Origin of the sequence: Photobacterium lutimaris (assembly GCF_003025555.1) — a bacterium.
Classification (GTDB): Bacteria; Pseudomonadota; Gammaproteobacteria; order Enterobacterales; family Vibrionaceae; genus Photobacterium; species Photobacterium lutimaris.
On sequence record NZ_PYMH01000004.1, the window covers coordinates 20629 to 40316 of the forward strand.

Annotated in this window: 11 protein-coding genes; all 11 read left to right on the top strand. The window is 45.8% G+C overall.

Going from position 1 to position 19688, the window contains the following annotated elements:
- The first annotated feature begins 13 nt into the window (after positions 1–13).
- Positions 14–1666, top strand: coding sequence for a sulfatase family protein (locus C9I99_RS10680; protein WP_107348873.1), 1653 nt, complete (start codon positions 14–16; stop codon positions 1664–1666).
- Between the two features lie 214 nt (positions 1667–1880).
- The gene (locus C9I99_RS10685; RefSeq protein ID WP_107348874.1) at positions 1881–5318 is read left to right on the top strand and encodes a hypothetical protein; all 3438 of its coding nucleotides are present in this window, start codon (positions 1881–1883) and stop codon (positions 5316–5318) included.
- 497 nt (positions 5319–5815) lie between these two features.
- A complete protein-coding gene (locus tag C9I99_RS10690; RefSeq protein ID WP_107348875.1) occupies positions 5816–6934 on the top strand; it encodes an ABC transporter ATP-binding protein in 1119 nt (372 codons plus the stop codon).
- A 39-nt stretch (positions 6935–6973) separates the two neighbouring features.
- On the top strand, positions 6974–10357 hold the full coding sequence (locus C9I99_RS10695) for a GH36-type glycosyl hydrolase domain-containing protein (protein WP_107348876.1): 3384 nt from the start codon (positions 6974–6976) through the stop codon (positions 10355–10357).
- Positions 10358–10568: 211 nt separating this feature from the next.
- Entirely contained in the window at positions 10569–11555 is a 987-nt protein-coding gene (locus C9I99_RS10700; protein ID WP_107348877.1) for a LacI family DNA-binding transcriptional regulator, read from the top strand.
- 134 nt (positions 11556–11689) lie between these two features.
- Positions 11690–12934, top strand: coding sequence for an extracellular solute-binding protein (locus C9I99_RS10705; protein ID WP_107348878.1), 1245 nt, complete (start codon positions 11690–11692; stop codon positions 12932–12934).
- Between the two features lie 352 nt (positions 12935–13286).
- Positions 13287–13889 (top strand): carbohydrate ABC transporter permease, encoded by a 603-nt coding sequence (locus C9I99_RS10710; protein ID WP_243734406.1) that lies wholly within the window; start codon positions 13287–13289, stop codon positions 13887–13889.
- 2 nt (positions 13890–13891) lie between these two features.
- Positions 13892–14713 (top strand): carbohydrate ABC transporter permease, encoded by an 822-nt coding sequence (locus tag C9I99_RS10715; RefSeq protein WP_107348880.1) that lies wholly within the window; start codon positions 13892–13894, stop codon positions 14711–14713.
- The gene (locus tag C9I99_RS10720) at positions 14713–15192 is read left to right on the top strand and encodes a hypothetical protein (protein ID WP_107348881.1); all 480 of its coding nucleotides are present in this window, start codon (positions 14713–14715) and stop codon (positions 15190–15192) included. The genes C9I99_RS10715 and C9I99_RS10720 overlap by 1 nt, the downstream gene beginning before the upstream one ends.
- 91 nt (positions 15193–15283) lie before the next feature.
- Entirely contained in the window at positions 15284–17458 is a 2175-nt protein-coding gene (locus C9I99_RS10725) for a glycoside hydrolase family 3 N-terminal domain-containing protein (protein WP_107348882.1), read from the top strand.
- A 626-nt stretch (positions 17459–18084) separates the two neighbouring features.
- The gene (locus C9I99_RS10730) at positions 18085–19674 is read left to right on the top strand and encodes a sulfatase family protein (RefSeq protein ID WP_107348883.1); all 1590 of its coding nucleotides are present in this window, start codon (positions 18085–18087) and stop codon (positions 19672–19674) included.
- The last annotated feature ends 14 nt before the right edge of the window (positions 19675–19688 follow it).

Sequence of the window (19688 nt, forward strand, 5' to 3'; positions counted from 1 at the left end):
AAAGGAAATCGTTATGAAAAAAGCGCTGTTATCAAGTTTGGTGGCGGGTGTGTTTACCCTGCCGTTAGTGAATTCTGCGGTGGCGGCAGAGCAAGAGACCGGTGCCAGCCCAGAGCGACCGAATATCCTCTTCATCATGTCTGATGACCATGCCGTACAGGCATTGAGCGCCTACGGTCACCCTATTTCAAAGCTTGCCCCAACCCCGAATCTCGATCGAATTGCAGCGAATGGTGCTAAATTCCAACGTTCCTATGTCACGAACTCCCTTTGTGGCCCAAGTCGAGCGGCAATGCTTACTGGCAAATTCGGCCATGAAAACGGCTTTACCTATAATGGCCAGATCTTTGATGGTACCCAGTTTAACTGGCCAAATGCCCTTCAAGATTCAGGCTATGCCACAGCCATGATTGGTAAGTGGCATATTAACCGCATTCCAAATGGGTTTAACTTTGAGCATTGGGAAATTCTTAATGACCAAGGTGAATATTACAACCCTGATTTTATCACCGCTGACGGTGTGAAGATGGAAATGGGCTATACCACCGATTTGATCACTGATAAAACCTTAGCCTGGCTTGATAAAGGACGAGATAAATCGAAACCTTTTGCCCTGCTGATGCACCATAAAGCGCCGCACCGAAACTGGATGCCAGCGCCTCGCCATACTCAGTTGTTTGAAGATGTAGAATTCCCGTTGCCAGATAACTTCTTTGATGGTTACGAAGGGCGGGTGGCTGCAAGCAAGCAGACAATGACGATAGCGAACCACACTCAGGATGGCCATGATATCAAAATGACCGTCGCAGAAGGTGAGGGGGAATGGCGCAAAGATATTTGGCCGCACTTGCTAGCACGATTAACCGATGAGCAGCGTGCCGAATGGGATAACGCTTACCAAGCCCGTAATGATTACATGAATGCCAATGAAGCCAACTGGTCTGAAAAACAGATGGCGGAGTGGAAGTACCAGCGCTACATGCAAGACTACCTAGCAACCATCGTCGCAGTCGATGAGAGTGTTGGTGAGGTACTTGACTACCTCGAGGAAAGTGGCTTGAGTGATAACACTTTGGTTGTTTATACCTCCGATCAAGGTTTCTTCCTTGGTGAGCATGGCTTTTATGACAAGCGCTTTATGTATGAGGAATCTTTCTCTACACCGCTCGTTATGCAGCTGCCTGGCGTGATTAAACCAGGTACGGTTGTCAACGAGTTGGTTCAGAATATCGACTACGCGCCAACATTCATTCAACTCGCGGGTCTTGAAACCCCAGCGGATATACACGGGAAGTCATTACTGCCACTGCTTTCTGGCCAAGGTCATAGCGGTTGGCGCGATGCGCTTTACTATCACTATTATGAATTCCCAGGGTTTCATGATGTTGCCCGCCATTATGGGGTGTCGGATGGACGATTCAAGTTGATCCATTTCTACAATCCGGATGACCAGTGGGAGTTTTATGATTTGGAAGCTGACCCATCAGAAATGGTCAATGCCATTGACGATCCTCGTTACAAGGAAGAAGTAGGGCGTCTTATTCACCGTCTTGCTCAGTTGCAGGATGAATATGGCGTGCCACCACTGAAGGAGTGGCGTGATGAACCCCTTGACCGCCATCCAAATCCATCATTGGAAGAGTTGTTTCCCCATAGTTTTAAGTAGTGCGTTCTAGGCGGCGGCCTAAGGGCTGCCGGCTGGTTAAATATAATATCCCTACGCAGCAAATTACTTTGGCGCAATATTGATGGGGCCTCCTGTTTTTTCAGTGTGTACGTTGAAAGGGCGGGAGGCTTTTTTGGTACCATGCGTTATAACCAATTGCCTCACTATTGGCATGCTGGCGAGGATAGGGCGTGAACAAAGAGGTAATGTGACAATGAAAATAAAGGTCACGAATAATTATAAAAAGCTATTTTCTGTAAGTTTACTTGCTGCATCCATTGCAGGTTGTGGTGGAGGGGGCTCAGGAGGAGGGGATTCGAGCAATGGTAAGCCTGGTACGTTACCGCCAGCTGAAGAATGGCCATCTCCCGATGTATCAATCAATTCTTGGTCCTTTAACGGTGGAAGTAGCCAAAGCGTGGCGACCGCGAAAGTGTCGGGCAGCTATGCGGTTGCTGATCCAGCGGGGCTGAATATCGAGATAAGGGATGTCCATCAGGCGTTAAAACACCGTATTGAAGCGGCTGATATTGTAGACCTGCTGCCTGACATGAACCTCAATCATGATAATGCGCTGTGTGGAATGACGTTAACGCCATCTGGCCGTTTTCTCTACTTTGCGGTCTGTGACAGTGAAGCTGGACAGCGGGATGATGCGATTGTTGCGTACAATACCAATACGGAGTCATTGACCGTTTTTCATCGCTTATCGCTACAGAAAAAAGGTGCAAGCCACTTAGCGCGTGTCGGTATGAACTACTTTTCATCGAAGTTGTTCGTCGGGGGGGATTCAGCGGTCTATCGGATTGATGCCGATCGCAATGCCGCGTTTGAAGTAGATCAGCATGATCGCCAGCTTGCCGTTGATAAGGTTGCAGTGACAGGGGCTGTCCAGGATATAGCCATCGATATGGAAGCGGGCAATGTGTATTTACAAACGGCAAGTAGCGTTTATAAATTGCCCCACCAGAGCCAATCAACACAGCGTATTTTCCAGCAAGACAACCTTACCGGCATTGCGTTTAGCCGTGTTTTCGGCAATGCAGAAGCTGCAGGACTGTATATTAGCCTTGATTATGATGATCGAACGGGCCTTCTTTTCTCGCCGATCGAGCAGGTACGCAGTCGTGGTGAATTATCGCCTTCCCCGTATCTATTATCAGAAACCCAATGGCATGATTTCAGCCTAACAGCAGATGGCCAAATGCTATTTGCCGACGATAGTGCTTATATGTTGCGGGATAATAGCGATGAACGGTTAAGCTTTGACGAATGGACACGAGATGAGCTTATGCAGTATGTCGCTGCCGTCAAAGGGCTAACCGCATCGGACATGTCCGGCAATTTTGCCTCGCCGGAAGGCTTTTTGCACCGAAAACTTGAGCATAGCAATCCCAACACGAGCCCCATTGCGGATAATGTAGGTTGGGCACTTTACTTGCTGATGGTTGCCGATCAAGTTGAGCACGATCCTGAAATCGAGCAATACGTTGAACTCTTGATTAAACGCCATGCAGGCCTGCATGAGGATGGCAAGGGCGGGGTAAAAAGTGTCGATGGTCACTTCGTGCGTAACTACAACAGCGATGGGACAATCAACGCCAGTAATCCGCAGTATCAAGTGTACATCAGTATGAAGTTCTTACCTGCGGCTATCAAAGCGGCTGAAATGTATCCGGATAATGACAATATTGTTCGTTACGCCAAATACCTTCAGCAGGTGTTCCAGCGTTCCGGGGATGTAGTGCGTGCTGAGCAGCGTATCACATGGGACTCAGACGACTTCGGCCCGGTTCGCCTCAATCGCCTCATGTCCAATGAGACCTGGTTGTACGGTGATATTGCAGCAGCCCAAGACCCCATCGCGACACGTAACTATGGCAAGTTTACCTATGAAAGAGAAAACTTCCGCTATGACTACGAGTTGCTAGATCAGCCAGTGATTAAATCATCGCACTCGGCGTTTATCATCATGGGCGGACCACTTATTTTGGACCACCACTTCCATGGTAAGTCGTGGGCGGAACAAAATAATAACTACTATGCGCTGACCCAATCGGAAACCGATGAGCTGGGCTTTACGTATTTTGCCGGATTCTCTGCCGGTCATAGTCCTAATTCGAACGGCAACTACTACAATGACGGTCCGACCGATCACCCTGATGATTTTATTCATTTCCCAGCGGTGAGTGGGTTTGGCCAGTTAGGGAAAACCGATGCCGTTATTGGTGCCTATATGGCTTACCGCGACGGACGTCGCCAGACCATGAGAAGCGCGGGAGACCAAGACTCGCACTTGTTAATGCGGTGGTCTGCCCACATGCCCAATTACAACAAAATGAGCGTGGGTATTGCCGATTTTTGGTATGGCGCAATCGGGCTCGCCGAAACTATTCAACCTGGTGTGGTGCAGAAATTTAGAAATACATTCTATCGTCCTGAAGTCCAGATTGGTTTTAACGAACAAGGCCGGCAGCAGGTGCTTTATTCGACCATGACACCAAGGTTAATAACGGGTATACGGTCCGATGGCACTACTGAAGAGTTTGGCTATCATCGTTCGCCGTTTATCGTGCCAACCGGTGAGGTTTTCGCTGATTTCGACGTGGTTGACCCACAAGGTGACTGGGTAGAGCTAGACGATCTGGTTGGGATCCACAACATTACGGCACCATTGGATGAGCGGAAAGTCATTTTCAAGAATCCTAACTTCGACCAAGAGGTCGATGTTGGCTGGCAAACCCAATCAGGCAATGCGATGCGTGGGGGCAGCATCTATGGTAATGGTGCAACGTTGACGAGCAATACAACCTTAGCTCAAGCGGTCCATTTACCTTATGGAACAGAAGGGAGTGAGTATCGTGTATCGACGTACATTGAGCCACAGGGCCAAGCCGGTAAAGCAAGATTACGTTTAAGTTGGTCAAGCACAGGTAACGCTGCTGACATAGACATTTCTAGCCGAGTTGAAAGCAGCAACGTGTTTGGCAATTGGGCAAACCGCGTTGTAAGTCTTGCTGTCCAACAACCGAAAGGGGCTAATTACCTGCATATTGAATACCTGACCGAAGGCAACGGTCATTTTGTGTTTGGTAATACGGGGCTGCAGTCTTTTGGCGCGAAACAAGCATTCACGAATGGTGATTTTGAGCAAGGCAGTAGCGATTGGTTGTTAAGTAGTCATGTCGCTATAACCGATAATGCCAACGAGGTGATGCAAGGTAGCAAGTCGCTGAAATTCGATTTAAGCGGTGGTGTGACAAGCTGGCAAAGTGCAGAGCGAAGGATAGATATTTCAAATGATCCGGTAGGGACGCGATACCTAGTCCGCTTTGATGTTGGACAGCGTGAACTTGCTGACGCGAAATTTGAAATTAAGTTCGATATCGACGACCCGCAAAGCCCGCCTAACTCAGATTCAAAACCGACATCAGACTGGCGAGATGTTGGGTTTATTGACAACGATACGCCTGAAGAGGTGACTGTCACCGCGCGCAAGCGACCGGGGGAAACGGCGTTGAACCTTGTGTTTCGAATGAAGCAGAACAATAACAGTGCCGAACGAGGGTATGTGATATTGGATAACGTGCGTGTCTACCAGCAAAAGCTGCTTGACGATAACTACTGTAATTATGGTAGGCAATGTTACTAGTGGTGTAGTTACTCACATACAGTTCTATGAGTGAATGGAGCCTAACCGTAAGCGGTTAGGCTTTTTTTGATCTTAATAGATGGTCAGACGTTACTCGAGATTCAGTATTTTTATCGTTTTGAAAGGCATATGGTCCAGTTGTAACTAAATCGTTTCGAAAGCAGTGAAATAAATAGACGTTGATTTCTATGGCCATAAAATCAAAAAGTTAGATGTATATCAAGTTTTTGGGTAATGCTTGGTGTTCAACAGTCTAAATAGTGCTTTTGAATCTATTGTTACTGCGTTTTATCGCGTTGTCCACAAGTGAGTGGTCGGTTATTATATTGTTGTTTTTAAAGGCTTTTGTTTGTTTTTTGGTTAGGTTGGGTCTGAGGCAAATAAAAAAGTGTGACCGGTGTACCTGATTTGCTACCTTTTGTTGACAGTAATTGGGTGTTTACTTAATATCTGTAGAAACGTTTCAACACAAACAATTTTCTACGAAGAGTACGGTTATGGCCCAGGTCAAGCTGCAAAACATAAACAAAATTTACAAGAATGGTTACCACGCTGTTCATGATTTTTGTCTGGACATCAAGGATGGTGAGTTCATGGTGCTGGTTGGTCCTTCGGGCTGTGCCAAATCGACCACACTGCGAATGATTGCCGGGCTTGAAAGCATTTCAAGTGGTGATCTTCACATCGGTGATAAGCATTGTAATGATGTTCTACCGAAAGATCGTGGTATCGCGATGGTTTTCCAGAACTATGCGCTCTACCCTCACATGACAGTGCGTGAGAATCTGGCCTTTGGCCTAGAAACCCGTAAAAAGCCAAAAGATGAAATCGAGCGCCGAGTATCAGAAGCGGCAGAAATCCTTGAGATTTCAGAACTTCTTGATCGCAAACCGGGACAAATGTCTGGTGGCCAATGCCAGCGTGTTGCTCTAGGCCGTGCCATGGTGCGTAAGCCTGAAGTCTTTTTGTTCGATGAGCCGCTTTCAAACCTAGATGCCAAGCTACGTGTGTCTATGCGTATGCGTATTTCTCGCTTGCATGATGAACTAAAACAAAGTGGCCGTCCTGCAACCATGATCTATGTGACACATGATCAGGTTGAAGCATTGACCATGGGTGATCGAATCTGTGTGTTAAATCGTGGTGCGATTATGCAGGTCGACACACCAATGAATCTATACCACAAGCCTGTTAATAAGTTTGTTGCCGAATTTATTGGTTCTCCAACAATGAATATGTTGGAAGGTAAATTAATTAAAACAGATGCCAATAAAATGGCAGTAGATATCAATGGTCATATATTCGAATTGCCAGAAGAGAAGCAAGTAACGGCTGAGCAATATAATAACCATGGTGTTTTCTTAGGGTTACGTCCTGAACATATTTCTATGGAAGCTGGTGAAAATGGTTATGACGCCAATATCACCGAAGTAGAAGAAATGGGTTCAGAGTCTTTTGTTTACCTAGACTTTGAAGGTAAGCAAATGATTTGTAAGCACGTAAACCCTGATGTGTCGCTGTGTAAACAAAGCGTGCACCGTATTTCGTTCAATATGGATAAGTGCCATATTTTTGATAAAAGCACCGAAGAAAATATTTTTATTCCGACAGAATAAGTGACAGTTTTAAAATTAAAGTATAGGTAGTTTAATTTCATGATCCATACAATTTCTGATTCAAACCACTTGGTTTCAAATGGTTTACTTGACCTAGAATTTACAGAGCATAATGTTCTGAAGAATATTAAATCTGGCAATGTAATGTTAAACCTTTTTGAACCAAGTGAATTTGAAGGTGCATTATCAAATGTTTACATCCGAGTTAAGAGTGATGCAGGTATTTCATTTATGCCTCTTATGCACCTTAACCACAATATGCGAACTTTCCGTACTGAAGCAGGTCTAGTTGGTTGGGAAACGACAACAGAAACATTCCGTGCTGTTGTGGTTATTAGCCTGGATGCTAAGTCTGAAAAAGTATTCTTTACCACTCAGGTAGAGAACCTGCATGATGATGCCCTGAAATATGACCTTGTGTTTGGTCAAGATCTGGCCCTAGCAGATGAAGGTGGCGTAAAGAGCAATGAGTGTTATGTCAGCCAATACCTAGACCACCAAGTTTTTAATCTTGAGCAAGCCGGTTACGTGGTATGTTCACGCCAAAACCTACCGCAAAGTACGGGCAATCCATGTTCACAGATTGGCTCGCTGACAGATACCATTGTTGGCTACTCAACTGATGGCTACCAATTCTTCGGTAAAGACTACCGTTTTGAGCCAACACCAATGGTCCTTTCTCAGCCGTCACTGGCGAATGAAAAACTTCAGTTTGAAATGGGCTATGTGGCACTGCAAACCGCCGATATCACACTGGCTCCAGCCCAGCGTGCTGAGTCTGTGTTCTATATTGCATTTGGTAACAACTTGCCGGGCTCGAATGTCACTGAAGCGACAGCGCTGGATGCAATTAAAGACGCTTACCTGTCGCCAGAAACGGCTGAAGTCTCTGAACAGGCGCTGCCTTCATTCTTCCTTAACGGTTACAACGTACTGGTTGGTGATGAGCTAACAGCTGAAGAAATTAAGACATTCTTTGGTGAAGAGCGTCGCTTTGCTGAAGAGCAAGATGGCAAGCTACTGTCATTCTTCTACGGCAAACAAAAAGGTGAAAGCCGCTACGTTACTCTGCCTGAGAAAGAGCGAGTACTGGAGCGTTCAACCGGCCACATGGTGTCTTCAGGTAACTGTCAGGACTTCCAGAACGCGGTAATGAGCTCAACACACGGTATGTATGGTGTATTCAACTCTCACGTTGTTATCGGCAATACATCATTCAACAAATTGCTGGGTGTTGATCGTACTTCTCTGAACTTGTTCAAGCACAGTGGTCAGCGTATTTGGATCAAGGAGGGTGAAGACTTCCGTATTCTATCCATGCCTTCCGCTTACGAGACTGGCTTGAACTTCTCGCGCTGGGTGTACAAATACCAGCAAGGTTACATTGTCGTAAAGAGCTTCAGTGCCCAGGATTCATCGTCTATCCAGCTGGATATTGAAACCGTTAACCTGTCTGATGCGCTTGAAGTTATCGTGACCAACCAAATGGTGATGGGTAACAATGAAAACGATGCCACCGTAGTGGTTGAGCATCAAGATGATTTCATAACGGTATCCGGTGACTTTGAATTGATGAACTCGGTTCACCCTGAGATCAAATATGCAATGCGTGCTGATACTTGTCTGGCTGAAGTGTCGCTGGTTAAAGCGGCAGACAGTGTTCGCTATGTGCTTTTCCAAGGCAAGGTACAGGGTAAGGCAAGCCTGACCGTATTGGGTTCGCTAACCGCTGAAGGGTTGAGCTCGCCGGTTGCGCTGGACTACGAAACTGAAGTCGAAAAATACCTAACATCGCAAAATGCGTTGATCAATAACTTCTACATTGATTTCGAGAACGACAACTACAACGCACAAAAGCTGAACGACACGATGCAGTGGTTTACCCATAATGCATTGGTTCATTACAGTACGCCGCATGGCCTGGAGCAGTACTCTGGTGCCGCTTGGGGTACACGTGATGTGTCACAGGGCCCGTTTGAGTTCTTCATGTCGATGCAGCGTTATGACCGTGTAGTTGACTTGCTGACAACGATTTATAGCCACCAACACATCGAAACAGGTACGTGGCCGCAGTGGTTCATGTTCGACAAGTACGCCAAGATCCAACAGGAAGATTGCCATGGTGATATCGTTGTTTGGCCTTTGAAAGCCATTGCTGACTACATCACCGCAACGGGTGACCTGGATGTTCTGAACATCGAAGTACCATACACCAGCATTGAAGATGGCTTTGCGTTTACCACCGAACAATACACGCTGTTTGCCCATGTTGAGCGTCAGGTTAAGCACATTATTGATAACCTGATCCCTGGTACTTCTCTATCGTGTTACGGCGATGGTGACTGGGATGATACCTTACAGCCTGCAAACCAAGCACTTCGTGAGAACATGGTCAGCGGCTGGACTATCCCGCTTACCCTGCAAGCACTGAAAACCATGAGTACGGCTCTGGAAGGCAAACCTGATTACGCAGTTTTTGTTCATACAATCAATAAACTGGCAATTGAAATGGAAGAAGACTACAACAACCTGTTGATTAAAGACGGGGTGATTGCTGGTTTTATCCACTTGCCGAACAAAGACGTCGATCAGGTTGAATACCTACTTCATCCTTCAGATAAGAAAACGGGTATCAAATACCGCCTACTTCCAGCGTCACGTTCAATCATCTCGGAAACATTCGATAAAGAGATGGCTGACAAGCACATGGCAATCATAGAAGAGAACTTGGTTCACCCTGATGGTGTTCGCCTGATGGAAAAAATGGCGAAGTACCAAGGTGGTAAGCAGAGCTACTTTAAGCGTGCCGAGCTTGCTGCAAACCTAGGCCGTGAAGTAGGCCTACAGTACTGTCACGCACACATTCGCTTTATTGAAGCGCTGTGTAAGATGGGTAAGGCAGACGAAGTTGCACAGAACCTGTACAAGATTGTTCCTGTCGGTATTCAGGGTGCAGTGCCTAACGCAGAAGTTCGCCAGTCTAACGCCTATTTCTCAAGCTCTGACGGTAAGTTCAATGACCGCTACGAAGCGTACCGTGATTTCGACAAGCTGAAAAAAGGCGAAGTCACAGTGAAAGGTGGCTGGCGTATTTACTCAAGTGGCCCTGGTATCTACATCAACCAGGTGATCAGCAATGTGCTGGGTATTCGCTTTGAGAACGACGCGTTGGTACTTGATCCGGTTATTGCTAAGCAGATGGGTAAAGTGACCTTGGACTTCACGCTTTATGGCAAGCCATGTACCTTGGTTATCAACCCTGAGCAGGGTACTTATACGCCGAAACGTGTTGAGCTAAATGGCCACGAGCTTGCGACCACGCTAACAGAGAATACTTACCGTACCGGTGGTGCGCTTATCGAGAAGCAGGTTGTGACGGTTGGGCTACAAGAGACAGCAAACACATTGACTATCTGGCTGTAGTCATTGGGCCTGACACCCCGGATACCGGGGTGTCAACCAAATTGTCTGTTGTATTCTGTGTTATGCGTCAATGTTACTCTCCTTCGATTTGTAGAAACGTTTTACATGATCCGTTATACTTCCAGTTAACTAGTTGCAAATACAAATTATCATTTTAGTAAGCAAGGCTGTGACTGTTTACGGTTTAAGTTAAAGGAATAAGGTTTAGTTAATGAGACCTACAATCAAAGATGTCGCTAGAGAAGCGAAAGTGTCTATTTCTACCGTGTCGTATGCGATTAATAACAGTGATCGCATCAGCGAGAAAACTCGCAATCACGTGTTAGAAGTGGCAAAAAAGCTGAACTATTCAGCAAACAGCAATGCTAAACGTCTAAGACAGAAAAATGTGGGTGCCATCGGTATCTTCTTCAACTCTTGGTTTGGTCCTATCTACAGCGAGCTCGTTCAGGGTATTGAACGCAAAGTTCACGAAATGGGGTATGACTTAATTGCATGTAGCCTGTTTGGTGGTGCTGAATCGACAGCACACCGCTATCTCAAGGACCACATGATTGACGGTGCTATCATCCTAAGCAATGCCTTTGATGATGAGTTCCTAAGAACAGTAGCTTCAAGCGATTTACCTATTGTTGCTCTGGATCGTGAAGTTAAAGCTGAGCACATTTACAATATTTTGATCGATAACTTTGGCGGTGCATTTGGCGCAACGAAGCAGTTGATTTCGAACGGCTGTGAACAAGTACATTACTTTTGTGGCCCGAACGATTCATACGATAACCAGAAACGTTTAGAAGGCTACATTGCCGCTCTAGGCTTCTATAATGTCAAATTTGATAATAACCTGATTATTAAATCTGATTTTACTGAAGAAGATGCGTATTTAAAGATGAAGGAAATTATTGAGCAAGGTGAAGTGCCGAAAGCAATTTTTTCCGCAAATGACGAAATGGCTCTTGGAGTCATCAGAGCAGCCAATGAAAGTGGTATTAAAATTCCACAGCAATTAAAGCTTATTGGTTTTGATAATATCAGAGAATCTGAAAGAGTGACCCCAGCATTGACTACTGTTACCCATCATAAGTATGAAATGGGTGTCAAAGCGGTTGAAGTACTATTTAGTGCGATGAATCGTGAAAAAGAAATAGAGCAAGTAACAATTCTACCGACTCAAATTGTTGATCGAGAAACCGTGTAGTTTTTATATTTGTTTATTCTTTCTTTCAGGTCAAAGAAACATATTTAATAATTTGTTTGCCATGAGTAAATTCATGGCAACAGCCATGTTTTGTGATTTTGGGCGATATTATATAGCCTTATAAGGATAGCGAAATGAAGTACAAGTGGCTTACAGTTCTCTTAGTTGCCATGGCAAGTTCTGTTTGTGCCAAAGAAAGAATAGAATTTATGGTGTCATCGGGTGACCAGATGGCATTTGTTAATGAAGTCATTAAACCTGAATATGAAAAGCGTTATCCTGATGTTGAATTAATTTTAACCAATGACGGTAATTTAGAGACACGCATGGCAGCAGGTGATTATCCTAATGTTTATGCTGGGATCTTTGGTTATATGGTACCAAGATATGCCAAACTAGGTCGCTTGATGTATCTTGATGATTTTGATGGTTTCGATGACATGACAGATCGTATCGAACCGCAATTCATGGAACAACATTTTGGCCGCCAGTATTACATCCCGTGGCACGCAACAACTCAGATGATGATTTATAACAAAGATTTGTTTAGAGAGGCTGGAATAGACCCAGAACTTCCTCCTCAGACTTGGGATGAATTATTGTTTGCCGCTGAGAAAATTAATAACTTACCTGCACGTTCAAATGGTAGCCGCGTACACGGTGTCGCACTATGGAATGATGCGTTGGCAAGTGGAGGCTGGTATTGGAACATGCTTTCGCCGATGTATTACAACTTCAACGATGGTGAGTACCAACTACTGAACCGCTACGGTACGCACCCAGTATTCGATAAAGAAGAAGCAGGCATGGTGCCATTCCTTGAAACCATGAAGCAGCTGCAGCAATTTGCCCCGCTAGCGATGGAGCAGAACTTTTTCTCTCGTACAATCGGTATTTGGCCTCAGTATGGCATAGCATGGCGCGCTAACCTGCAAGATGCTGCAGGTAAGCCAATGGTTATTGGTGAGGATGTCGGCATTGCACCTATCCCGGTCAGAGAAAAGGGTGATACACACTATTCAAACCTTGATGGTCGTGCATTGATGGTGTTCAAAAACACCCGTCATGTTGAACAGCGCAGCTGGCAGTTGATTGAACTGTTGATGGAAGATGATTTTAATCTCGAAGCGAACATGGCCCTGCAGAACTTACCAACACTAACGTCATTGCAGGATCACGAGTATTTTCAGACGCCCGATATCAAGCCGTTTGTTGACCAACTGCAAAATGTTGTGATGAATGAATCAAATGCAGCAGTATCAGAAGTCTCCAGCATTATATTAAATTATTATTCGCAGTCGGTTGTTATGGATAGGCTATCGCCAGAAGAGGCAGTGAAAGCCGCAACGGAAGATGTTAAAAAGATAATGCGCCGTTAACGGTTCCCTTTTATTGCGAATATCGGCTGCAGTGAACTGCAGCCTCCCAAAGATTTTAATTTTAGATGGAATAAAAGCCATGAACATAAAACGTTACTGGGTGCCATACCTGTTTATGTTACCGTGGGTAGCATATTTCATAATATTTATGCTATACCCATTCTTTTTGTCATTACAAAATAGCTTTTTAGATATAAATATTCTTAACCCAGAAAATACTCGGTTCGTTGGCCTTGGTAATTGGATTAGCTCGGCAACAGATTTTAAATTTTGGAAATCAATTTTTAACGTTTTCTTTAACCAAATTATTTTCATTACGCTAAGTTTTATCTGCGCAATGGGTGCAGCTCTGATGCTGAACGAAATTACGTTTTTATCAAGCCTGTTCCGAACGGTATTATTTATTCCTGTTGTGACCTCAATCACAGTGGCAATGATTATCTTTGATTTCATTGCCGGTCCTTCTGGGCCCATCCAATCGTTAATGATGGACTGGAACCTGTTGGATTCGCCAATATTCTGGAAATTTGAAAAATGGCTGCCGATGCCGGTGATTGCGGTGTTCAGTGCCTGGAAGTGGTTTGGTGTTCAGATGATCATTTTCCTTGGTGGTATTGCCAGTATTAACCGTTCGCTACTTGAAGCTGCTGATATCGATGGCGCTGGCTGGTGGCGGAAAATCACTAAGATCATCTTGCCATTAATCAAACCTCAGATTGTGTTTGTTATGACGATCAACGTGATCAACGGTTTGCAGATGTTCACCGAAGTCTTTATGAATTTCGATTTGCAAGGCGGTCCTCATAATTCGGCATTGACCCCTGTACTTCACTTGTACCAGACAGGTTTTGAGCAAATGAAGATGGGTGAAGCTTCAACCATTGGACTTCTGCTAGCGATTGTGATTTTCGTATTGACCATGCTTCAGTTGAAATTGACTAAGGGTAAGGATTAACCATGAATAATTCCAATAAAGGCAAGTTGCTTATTTATGTTGGCTTGGCGGCTGCCAGCTTAATCGTTCTTTATCCGTTTTTCTTTATGATCATCAACTCGTTTAAGTCGGGCTCTGAAATCATGCACTCACCGAACGCCTTGCCAACCTCATGGTCAGCCAAGGGGTATATCGAAGTTTTTGATAGTGTGAATCTATGGCGTATTTTCTTTAATACAATCTTTGTCTCGGTATCAATCATGGTACTAAACTGCTTGTTGTCGGCGATGGTGGCTTTTGCTATCGCTAAAACCAAGATGCCGGGCCGCCAAGTTTGGTTGCGCTTGATCCTGTCTTCAATGATGGTGCCAGCGATTTTGTTCACTATTCCGGTATACATGATGATGTATGACTGGGGGTGGGTGAATACTTATCGGGTTCTGATCATTCCAGGTGCCATCAGTGCGTATAACATCTTCTTGCTGTACCAGTTTATGACTCAGGTCGATGAGGCTTATCTTGAGGCTGCCCGTATTGATGGTGCCAGCGAGATGCGGATTTTCTTCAAAGTGGTGCTGCCAATGATGCGTCCAGCGATGGCAACCGTGGGGATCCTGACCTTTATGGGGGCATGGAACGATTTCATGGGGCCACTACTTTATATCCGTGACGATTCAATGCTGACGCTACAGCTGGCACTGTTTAAATTCCAGCAAGATATTCCAGCCGGTAATTTAGAGCAGGTATGGGCCATGACCACAATGATTGCAGTCCCTGTCGTCTTTGTATTCTTCTTTATGCAGAAGAACTTCATTAAGGCATTCACCGGGGTGGGAGTGAAGTAATGACCGTTTCACAGTTAAAAAAAATCGTACTGCTTCTTTCTGTTGTCTTAATTGCTTATTGGGCTGCTTGGGGTAAGGCTTATTTCCTGTCGAAAAGCTATTTCGATTATGCGGTTGAGCAGGAAGCGGCTGAAAACTATGTTATCGCCTTGAAAGGGATGAATAAGCTGGAGCTTCGCATTGATGAGGAATACCTCGGTGGTTATCAGCAAGTTATTGAGGCCTGGGAGCATGCACTCTTTGGTATTCGTCCTTCGTTCTACGAAGAGGCCTTGATCGCCCCTGCACGTTTGATCCCACTCATTGCAGATGAAGAACTACAGGCGTTCATCGATATTTATGTCCAGCTAGACAGCAAGTACGTGCCTGAAGTGGCCTATATGCAGCTTCAACGCGCAAGGTTAGTCGGCAATGAAGCACTTGCTGCTGAGATGGATGAGTTTCTAAAACAAGCATTCCCTGACTTTGATTTTAAATAATCAATTTTACTCTTTTGCCGCCCAACTCGGGCGGCCTTTTTAAATTATCTCTGTTGAGATGAATTAGCACTCATAGATTTCGGAGTATTGTATGGACCTGCCATATAAGAACAGTACCTTACCTGTTGAAGATAGAGTTGAGGACTTATTGTCACGAATGACCGTGGCAGAAAAAATTGGCCAGTTATGCCAGTCTCCCATGCTGGAATACAATATTCATCGTAAAACGTATCTGGAACATATTAGCCAAGGTCGCTGGGGATCACGTATTCTCGCTGATACTGCTTGGGCGGGTAATGCACCAGGTGAAACGGTTAGTCCAAGCCAATTAAATGAAATTCAGCGTGCTGCCGTTGACGGTAGCAGACTGGGCATTCCGTTAATCATTGCCCGTGATGTGATTTATGGCCAGCAAACTGTGTTGCCGATCCCGCTGGCACAGGCTGCATCGTGGAACCCTAGCCAAATTCAAAAAGCCTACCGTTGTATCGCCAAAGAAGCTTCGTCCCTAGGCATTCATTGGACGTTTGCGCCTATGCTGGACATTGTCCGTGACCCGCGTTGGGGCCGGGTTATTGAAAGCAGTGGTGAGGACCCGTATCTGACCAGCCAGTTTGCCAAAGCGGTCGTAAAAGGCTTCCAAGGCGACTCGCCGGCGGATGAAGACTCTTTGGTTGCCTGCGCCAAGCACTTTGTTGGCTATGGTGCATCAGAAGGCGGCCGTGACTACGACACCACTGAAATTTCTGACAATACACTGCACAATGTCTACCTTCCACCTTTTGCTGCTGCGGTTGAGGCCGGGGTTGAAACGGTGATGTCAGGCTTTAACGACTTGGGTGGTACACCAGTTTCAGGTAGTGAGTCGCTGATCAACGGTTGGCTGAAGTCAGATCAAGGTTTCGATGGCATGGTGATCAGTGATTGGGGCTCGATCTCCGATCTTGCTTATTTCGGCGTGGCTAAAGATGCTGAAGGCGCGGCAGAGCAAGCGCTTAAAGCCGGTGTTGATATGGCGATGACCAATGAAGCGTATGAAGGACACCTGCAAGAACTGCTCGACAAAGGGGCGATTAATATTGCGCTTGTCGATGAGTCTGTTCGCCGTGTGTTAAGAACCAAGTTCAACGCAGGACTGTTTGAGCGTCCTTATGTCGATGAATTCAAACACAAGAGTGTGATGCGTCATCCGGAGCATCTTGCCGAGGCACAAACGGTGGCCGAGCAAAGCATGGTGCTGTTGAAAAACAACCATGATTTGTTGCCGATTGATGCTAAACCGATGACCATCGCGGTGATTGGTCCGCATGCCCATTCCAAACGCCAGCACCTGGGCTCTTGGTGTTTAGACGGTAAGACGGAGGATGTGACCAGCATTTATGAAGGCATTAAAGTATGGACCTCCAAGCTGGATTGCACCATTGAACTGCTGACCGAAGAGGCCGCATTTACCGATGAAATGGTGGAATGCGCCCACCGTGCTGACATCGTGATCCTTTGTACGGGTGAGAGTCACCGCCGTACCGGTGAGGCACGCAATATTGCCGAGCTAACATTACCTGCCGGTCAAGAAGAACTGATCCGCGCGATAGGTGAAGTTGGCAAACCGCTGGTTGTGGTGCAATGTACTGGCCGCCCTGTGCCGTCAGCGGCAACAGAGCAGCATGCCGATGCACTCCTGTATGCATGGCAGTCTGGTACTGAGGCCGGTCACGCCGTGGCAGGGCTATTGTTCGGTGATGTATCACCATCAGGTCGACTGCCGATGTCGGTGCCACGTAGCACGGGCCAGATCCCAATGTACTACGCCCGTAAGCCGCTCGGTAAAATGCGCGACTTCCTTGACTATCAGCCATACAAAGATCAGAAAGATACCCCGCTTTACCCATTCGGTTTTGGCTTGACCTACGGGGAGTTCGAATACTCGAACCTGCGTTTGAGCAAAACAGCGATGACGGTCGGAGAGACGGTAGAAGCCACCGTTACCCTACACAATAAAGGGAGCCGTACCGCGACTGAGGTGGTTCAGTGTTATATCCGCCAGCAGGTGGCATCGACTACACGACCAGTCCGTGAATTGAAAGACTTCAGCCGGGTGACATTGGAACCGGGTGAAACGGTAGACGTGACGTTATCTTTACCGGCGGAAAAATTGCGTTTCTATGGTATTGATAAGGCATTCTCGTTAGAAGGTTCAGCCGTTGATGTTTATGTGGGTGGCGATAGTAATGCAGCCTTGAATGCTTCATTTCAAATAAAGTTATAGCCCCGAAGCATTATTTCAAAGAGCTTGAATGCTCTTTAGCTTAGATTTAAATCCTTATCAGTAACCTGGTAGGGATTTTTTTGTCATTCCCTCTTCACTTTTCGCTGTACTTTGTTAAATGAAGCGAAAAGCTTGTCGTAAAATCAATTTTCACTCTCTTGTATCGTTTCTACAAGTGTGAGGTTCTTAACGGTTTTGTCTTTTTGTTTAAGAGCAAATCAGCTTGTTTTTACGGTGGTTAAATATGCTAGCCTCTCTGTTTTTACGCTTAAGCTATTGGTTAGTATTGGTTTTTTTATGGGTGGTTTTGTTGTTTGTTTTTATAAGTAGTCATTAAAGCTGTCGAAATGTTTCTATAAAGGGGTATGTAAATCAACGTTGATCAATTAAAATAGCTGCAATCACGGCCTTATTCGTTAAATAAGTAGAGAGGCCGAGTTGACTGCCATTTTAGGACAATCAGAAAAGGGCTGTTTGAGGCAGCAAGATTGGTGCAGTGTTACACATGTGACGCCTTATGGGGCAAAAACAACTCTAATTATCCTATGAGTTAGAGGTAATACGGTACTGAAAAATACCTTTAATGTAGTCATTAATTTGGCAATTTGGATATAAGGTTCGTGGTAATGCAAAAAAAGAATACTCATCAGAAACGCCCTAATATCATCTACATTATGTCTGATGACCACGCCATTCGCGCACTCAGTGCCTACAACAGTGATATTGCCCACTTGGCACCGACGCCCAATCTAGACCGCATTGCCCAAAATGGTGCGCGGTTTGACCAATCTTTCGTGACTAACTCCTTGTGTGGCCCCTCTCGGGCAGCGATGCTGACAGGAAAGTTTGGTCATAAAAACGGTTTCAACCACAACGGGCAGTTGTTTGATGGTCATCAGCCGACTTGGCCAAGACTGCTCAAAGCCAATGGCTACAAGACGGCATGTATTGGTAAATGGCACATTAATCTCACACCGGATGGTATCGACTTTGACCATTGGGAGGTATTGAATGATCAGGGTGAGTATTACAACCCGGACTTTATCACAGCGCAGGGGGTTAAGCGTGAGCATGGTTATACCACCGAACTCATAACCCAGAAGTCGCTGCGTTGGTTGGAGCAACAACAGCAAAACGATGAACCATTCGCTTTACTGTTGCACCACAAGGCACCACATCGCAATTGGATGCCGGCCCCGCAACATATGAGAGCGTTTGAGAACACTTCCTTCCCGGTGCCCGACAACTACTTTGATACTTACGAAGGTCGCGCGGCGGCCGCCATGCAGACCATGACGATTTATCGAGATGCCCAAGAAGGTCATGATTTGAAAATGACCAAGGGAGTCGGGGAGACGGAGTGGCGTGAGGATATCTGGCCATTTTTGTTAGCCCGTCTAACGCCCGAGCAGCGTCAGGCGTGGGATGAAGCCTACCAAGCGCGCAATGATTGGTTTAATGCCAACGAAGCCAACATGAGCGAAGAAGACATCGCCATTTGGAAGTACCAGCGTTACCTCCAAGATTACCTTGCGACCATTATTTCGGTTGATGAGTCTGTGGGTGAGGTGCTTGATTACCTCGAAGCGAATGGCCTCGCGGATAATACCATTGTGGTTTATACCTCTGATCAGGGGTTCTATATGGGTGAGCATGGCTGGTTCGACAAGCGGTTTATGTATGAAGAGTCGTTCCGCGCCCCTCTACTTATCCAATACCCGAACCGTATCAAACCGGGAACGGTGGTGGAGCATTTGGTGCAGAACATCGATTATGCCCCGACATTTCTTGAATATGCTGGCGTTGATGTGCCTGCTGACATTCAGGGGGAGTCTATGGTACCGCTGCTGGATGGTGAGTCTCCAGTCGACTGGCGTCAGTCGCTTTACTACCATTTCTATGAATACCCCGCGATGCATGATGTAACTCGGCATTACGGTACCCGTGACCACCGCTATAAGCTGATGCACTTCTATTACGATATTGATGAGTGGGAATTTTACGATATCGATGAAGACCCGACTGAGATGAATAATGCAATCAACGATCCCCGCTATCAGCAGGAGATTGCACGGCTCAAAGCCGAAATCGGTAAACTGGAATCAAAATATGATGTACCGCCTCGAGATGAGTGGGTCAATTTACCGCTGGAATATAAACCTGCCCCAACGTTAGAAGAGCTTTTTCCTGAAAGTTTTCAGGTAGCTTGCCAATGAATGCAGGCCGGTAT

Bases quoted from the DNA above. Each gene is read 5' to 3' on its own strand.
- C9I99_RS10720 (WP_107348881.1), top strand. From the start codon at position 14,713: ATGACCGTTTCACAGTTAAAAAAAATCGTACTGCTTCTTTCTGTTGTC.
- C9I99_RS10680 (WP_107348873.1), top strand. From the start codon at position 14: ATGAAAAAAGCGCTGTTATCAAGTTTGGTGGCGGGTGTGTTTACCCTG.
- C9I99_RS10700 (WP_107348877.1), top strand. From the start codon at position 10,569: ATGAGACCTACAATCAAAGATGTCGCTAGAGAAGCGAAAGTGTCTATT.
- C9I99_RS10730 (WP_107348883.1), top strand. From the start codon at position 18,085: ATGCAAAAAAAGAATACTCATCAGAAACGCCCTAATATCATCTACATT.
- C9I99_RS10695 (WP_107348876.1), top strand. From the start codon at position 6,974: ATGATCCATACAATTTCTGATTCAAACCACTTGGTTTCAAATGGTTTA.
- C9I99_RS10710 (WP_243734406.1), top strand. From the start codon at position 13,287: ATGCTGAACGAAATTACGTTTTTATCAAGCCTGTTCCGAACGGTATTA.
- C9I99_RS10715 (WP_107348880.1), top strand. From the start codon at position 13,892: ATGAATAATTCCAATAAAGGCAAGTTGCTTATTTATGTTGGCTTGGCG.
- C9I99_RS10725 (WP_107348882.1), top strand. From the start codon at position 15,284: ATGGACCTGCCATATAAGAACAGTACCTTACCTGTTGAAGATAGAGTT.
- C9I99_RS10685 (WP_107348874.1), top strand. From the start codon at position 1,881: ATGAAAATAAAGGTCACGAATAATTATAAAAAGCTATTTTCTGTAAGT.
- C9I99_RS10690 (WP_107348875.1), top strand. From the start codon at position 5,816: ATGGCCCAGGTCAAGCTGCAAAACATAAACAAAATTTACAAGAATGGT.
- C9I99_RS10705 (WP_107348878.1), top strand. From the start codon at position 11,690: ATGAAGTACAAGTGGCTTACAGTTCTCTTAGTTGCCATGGCAAGTTCT.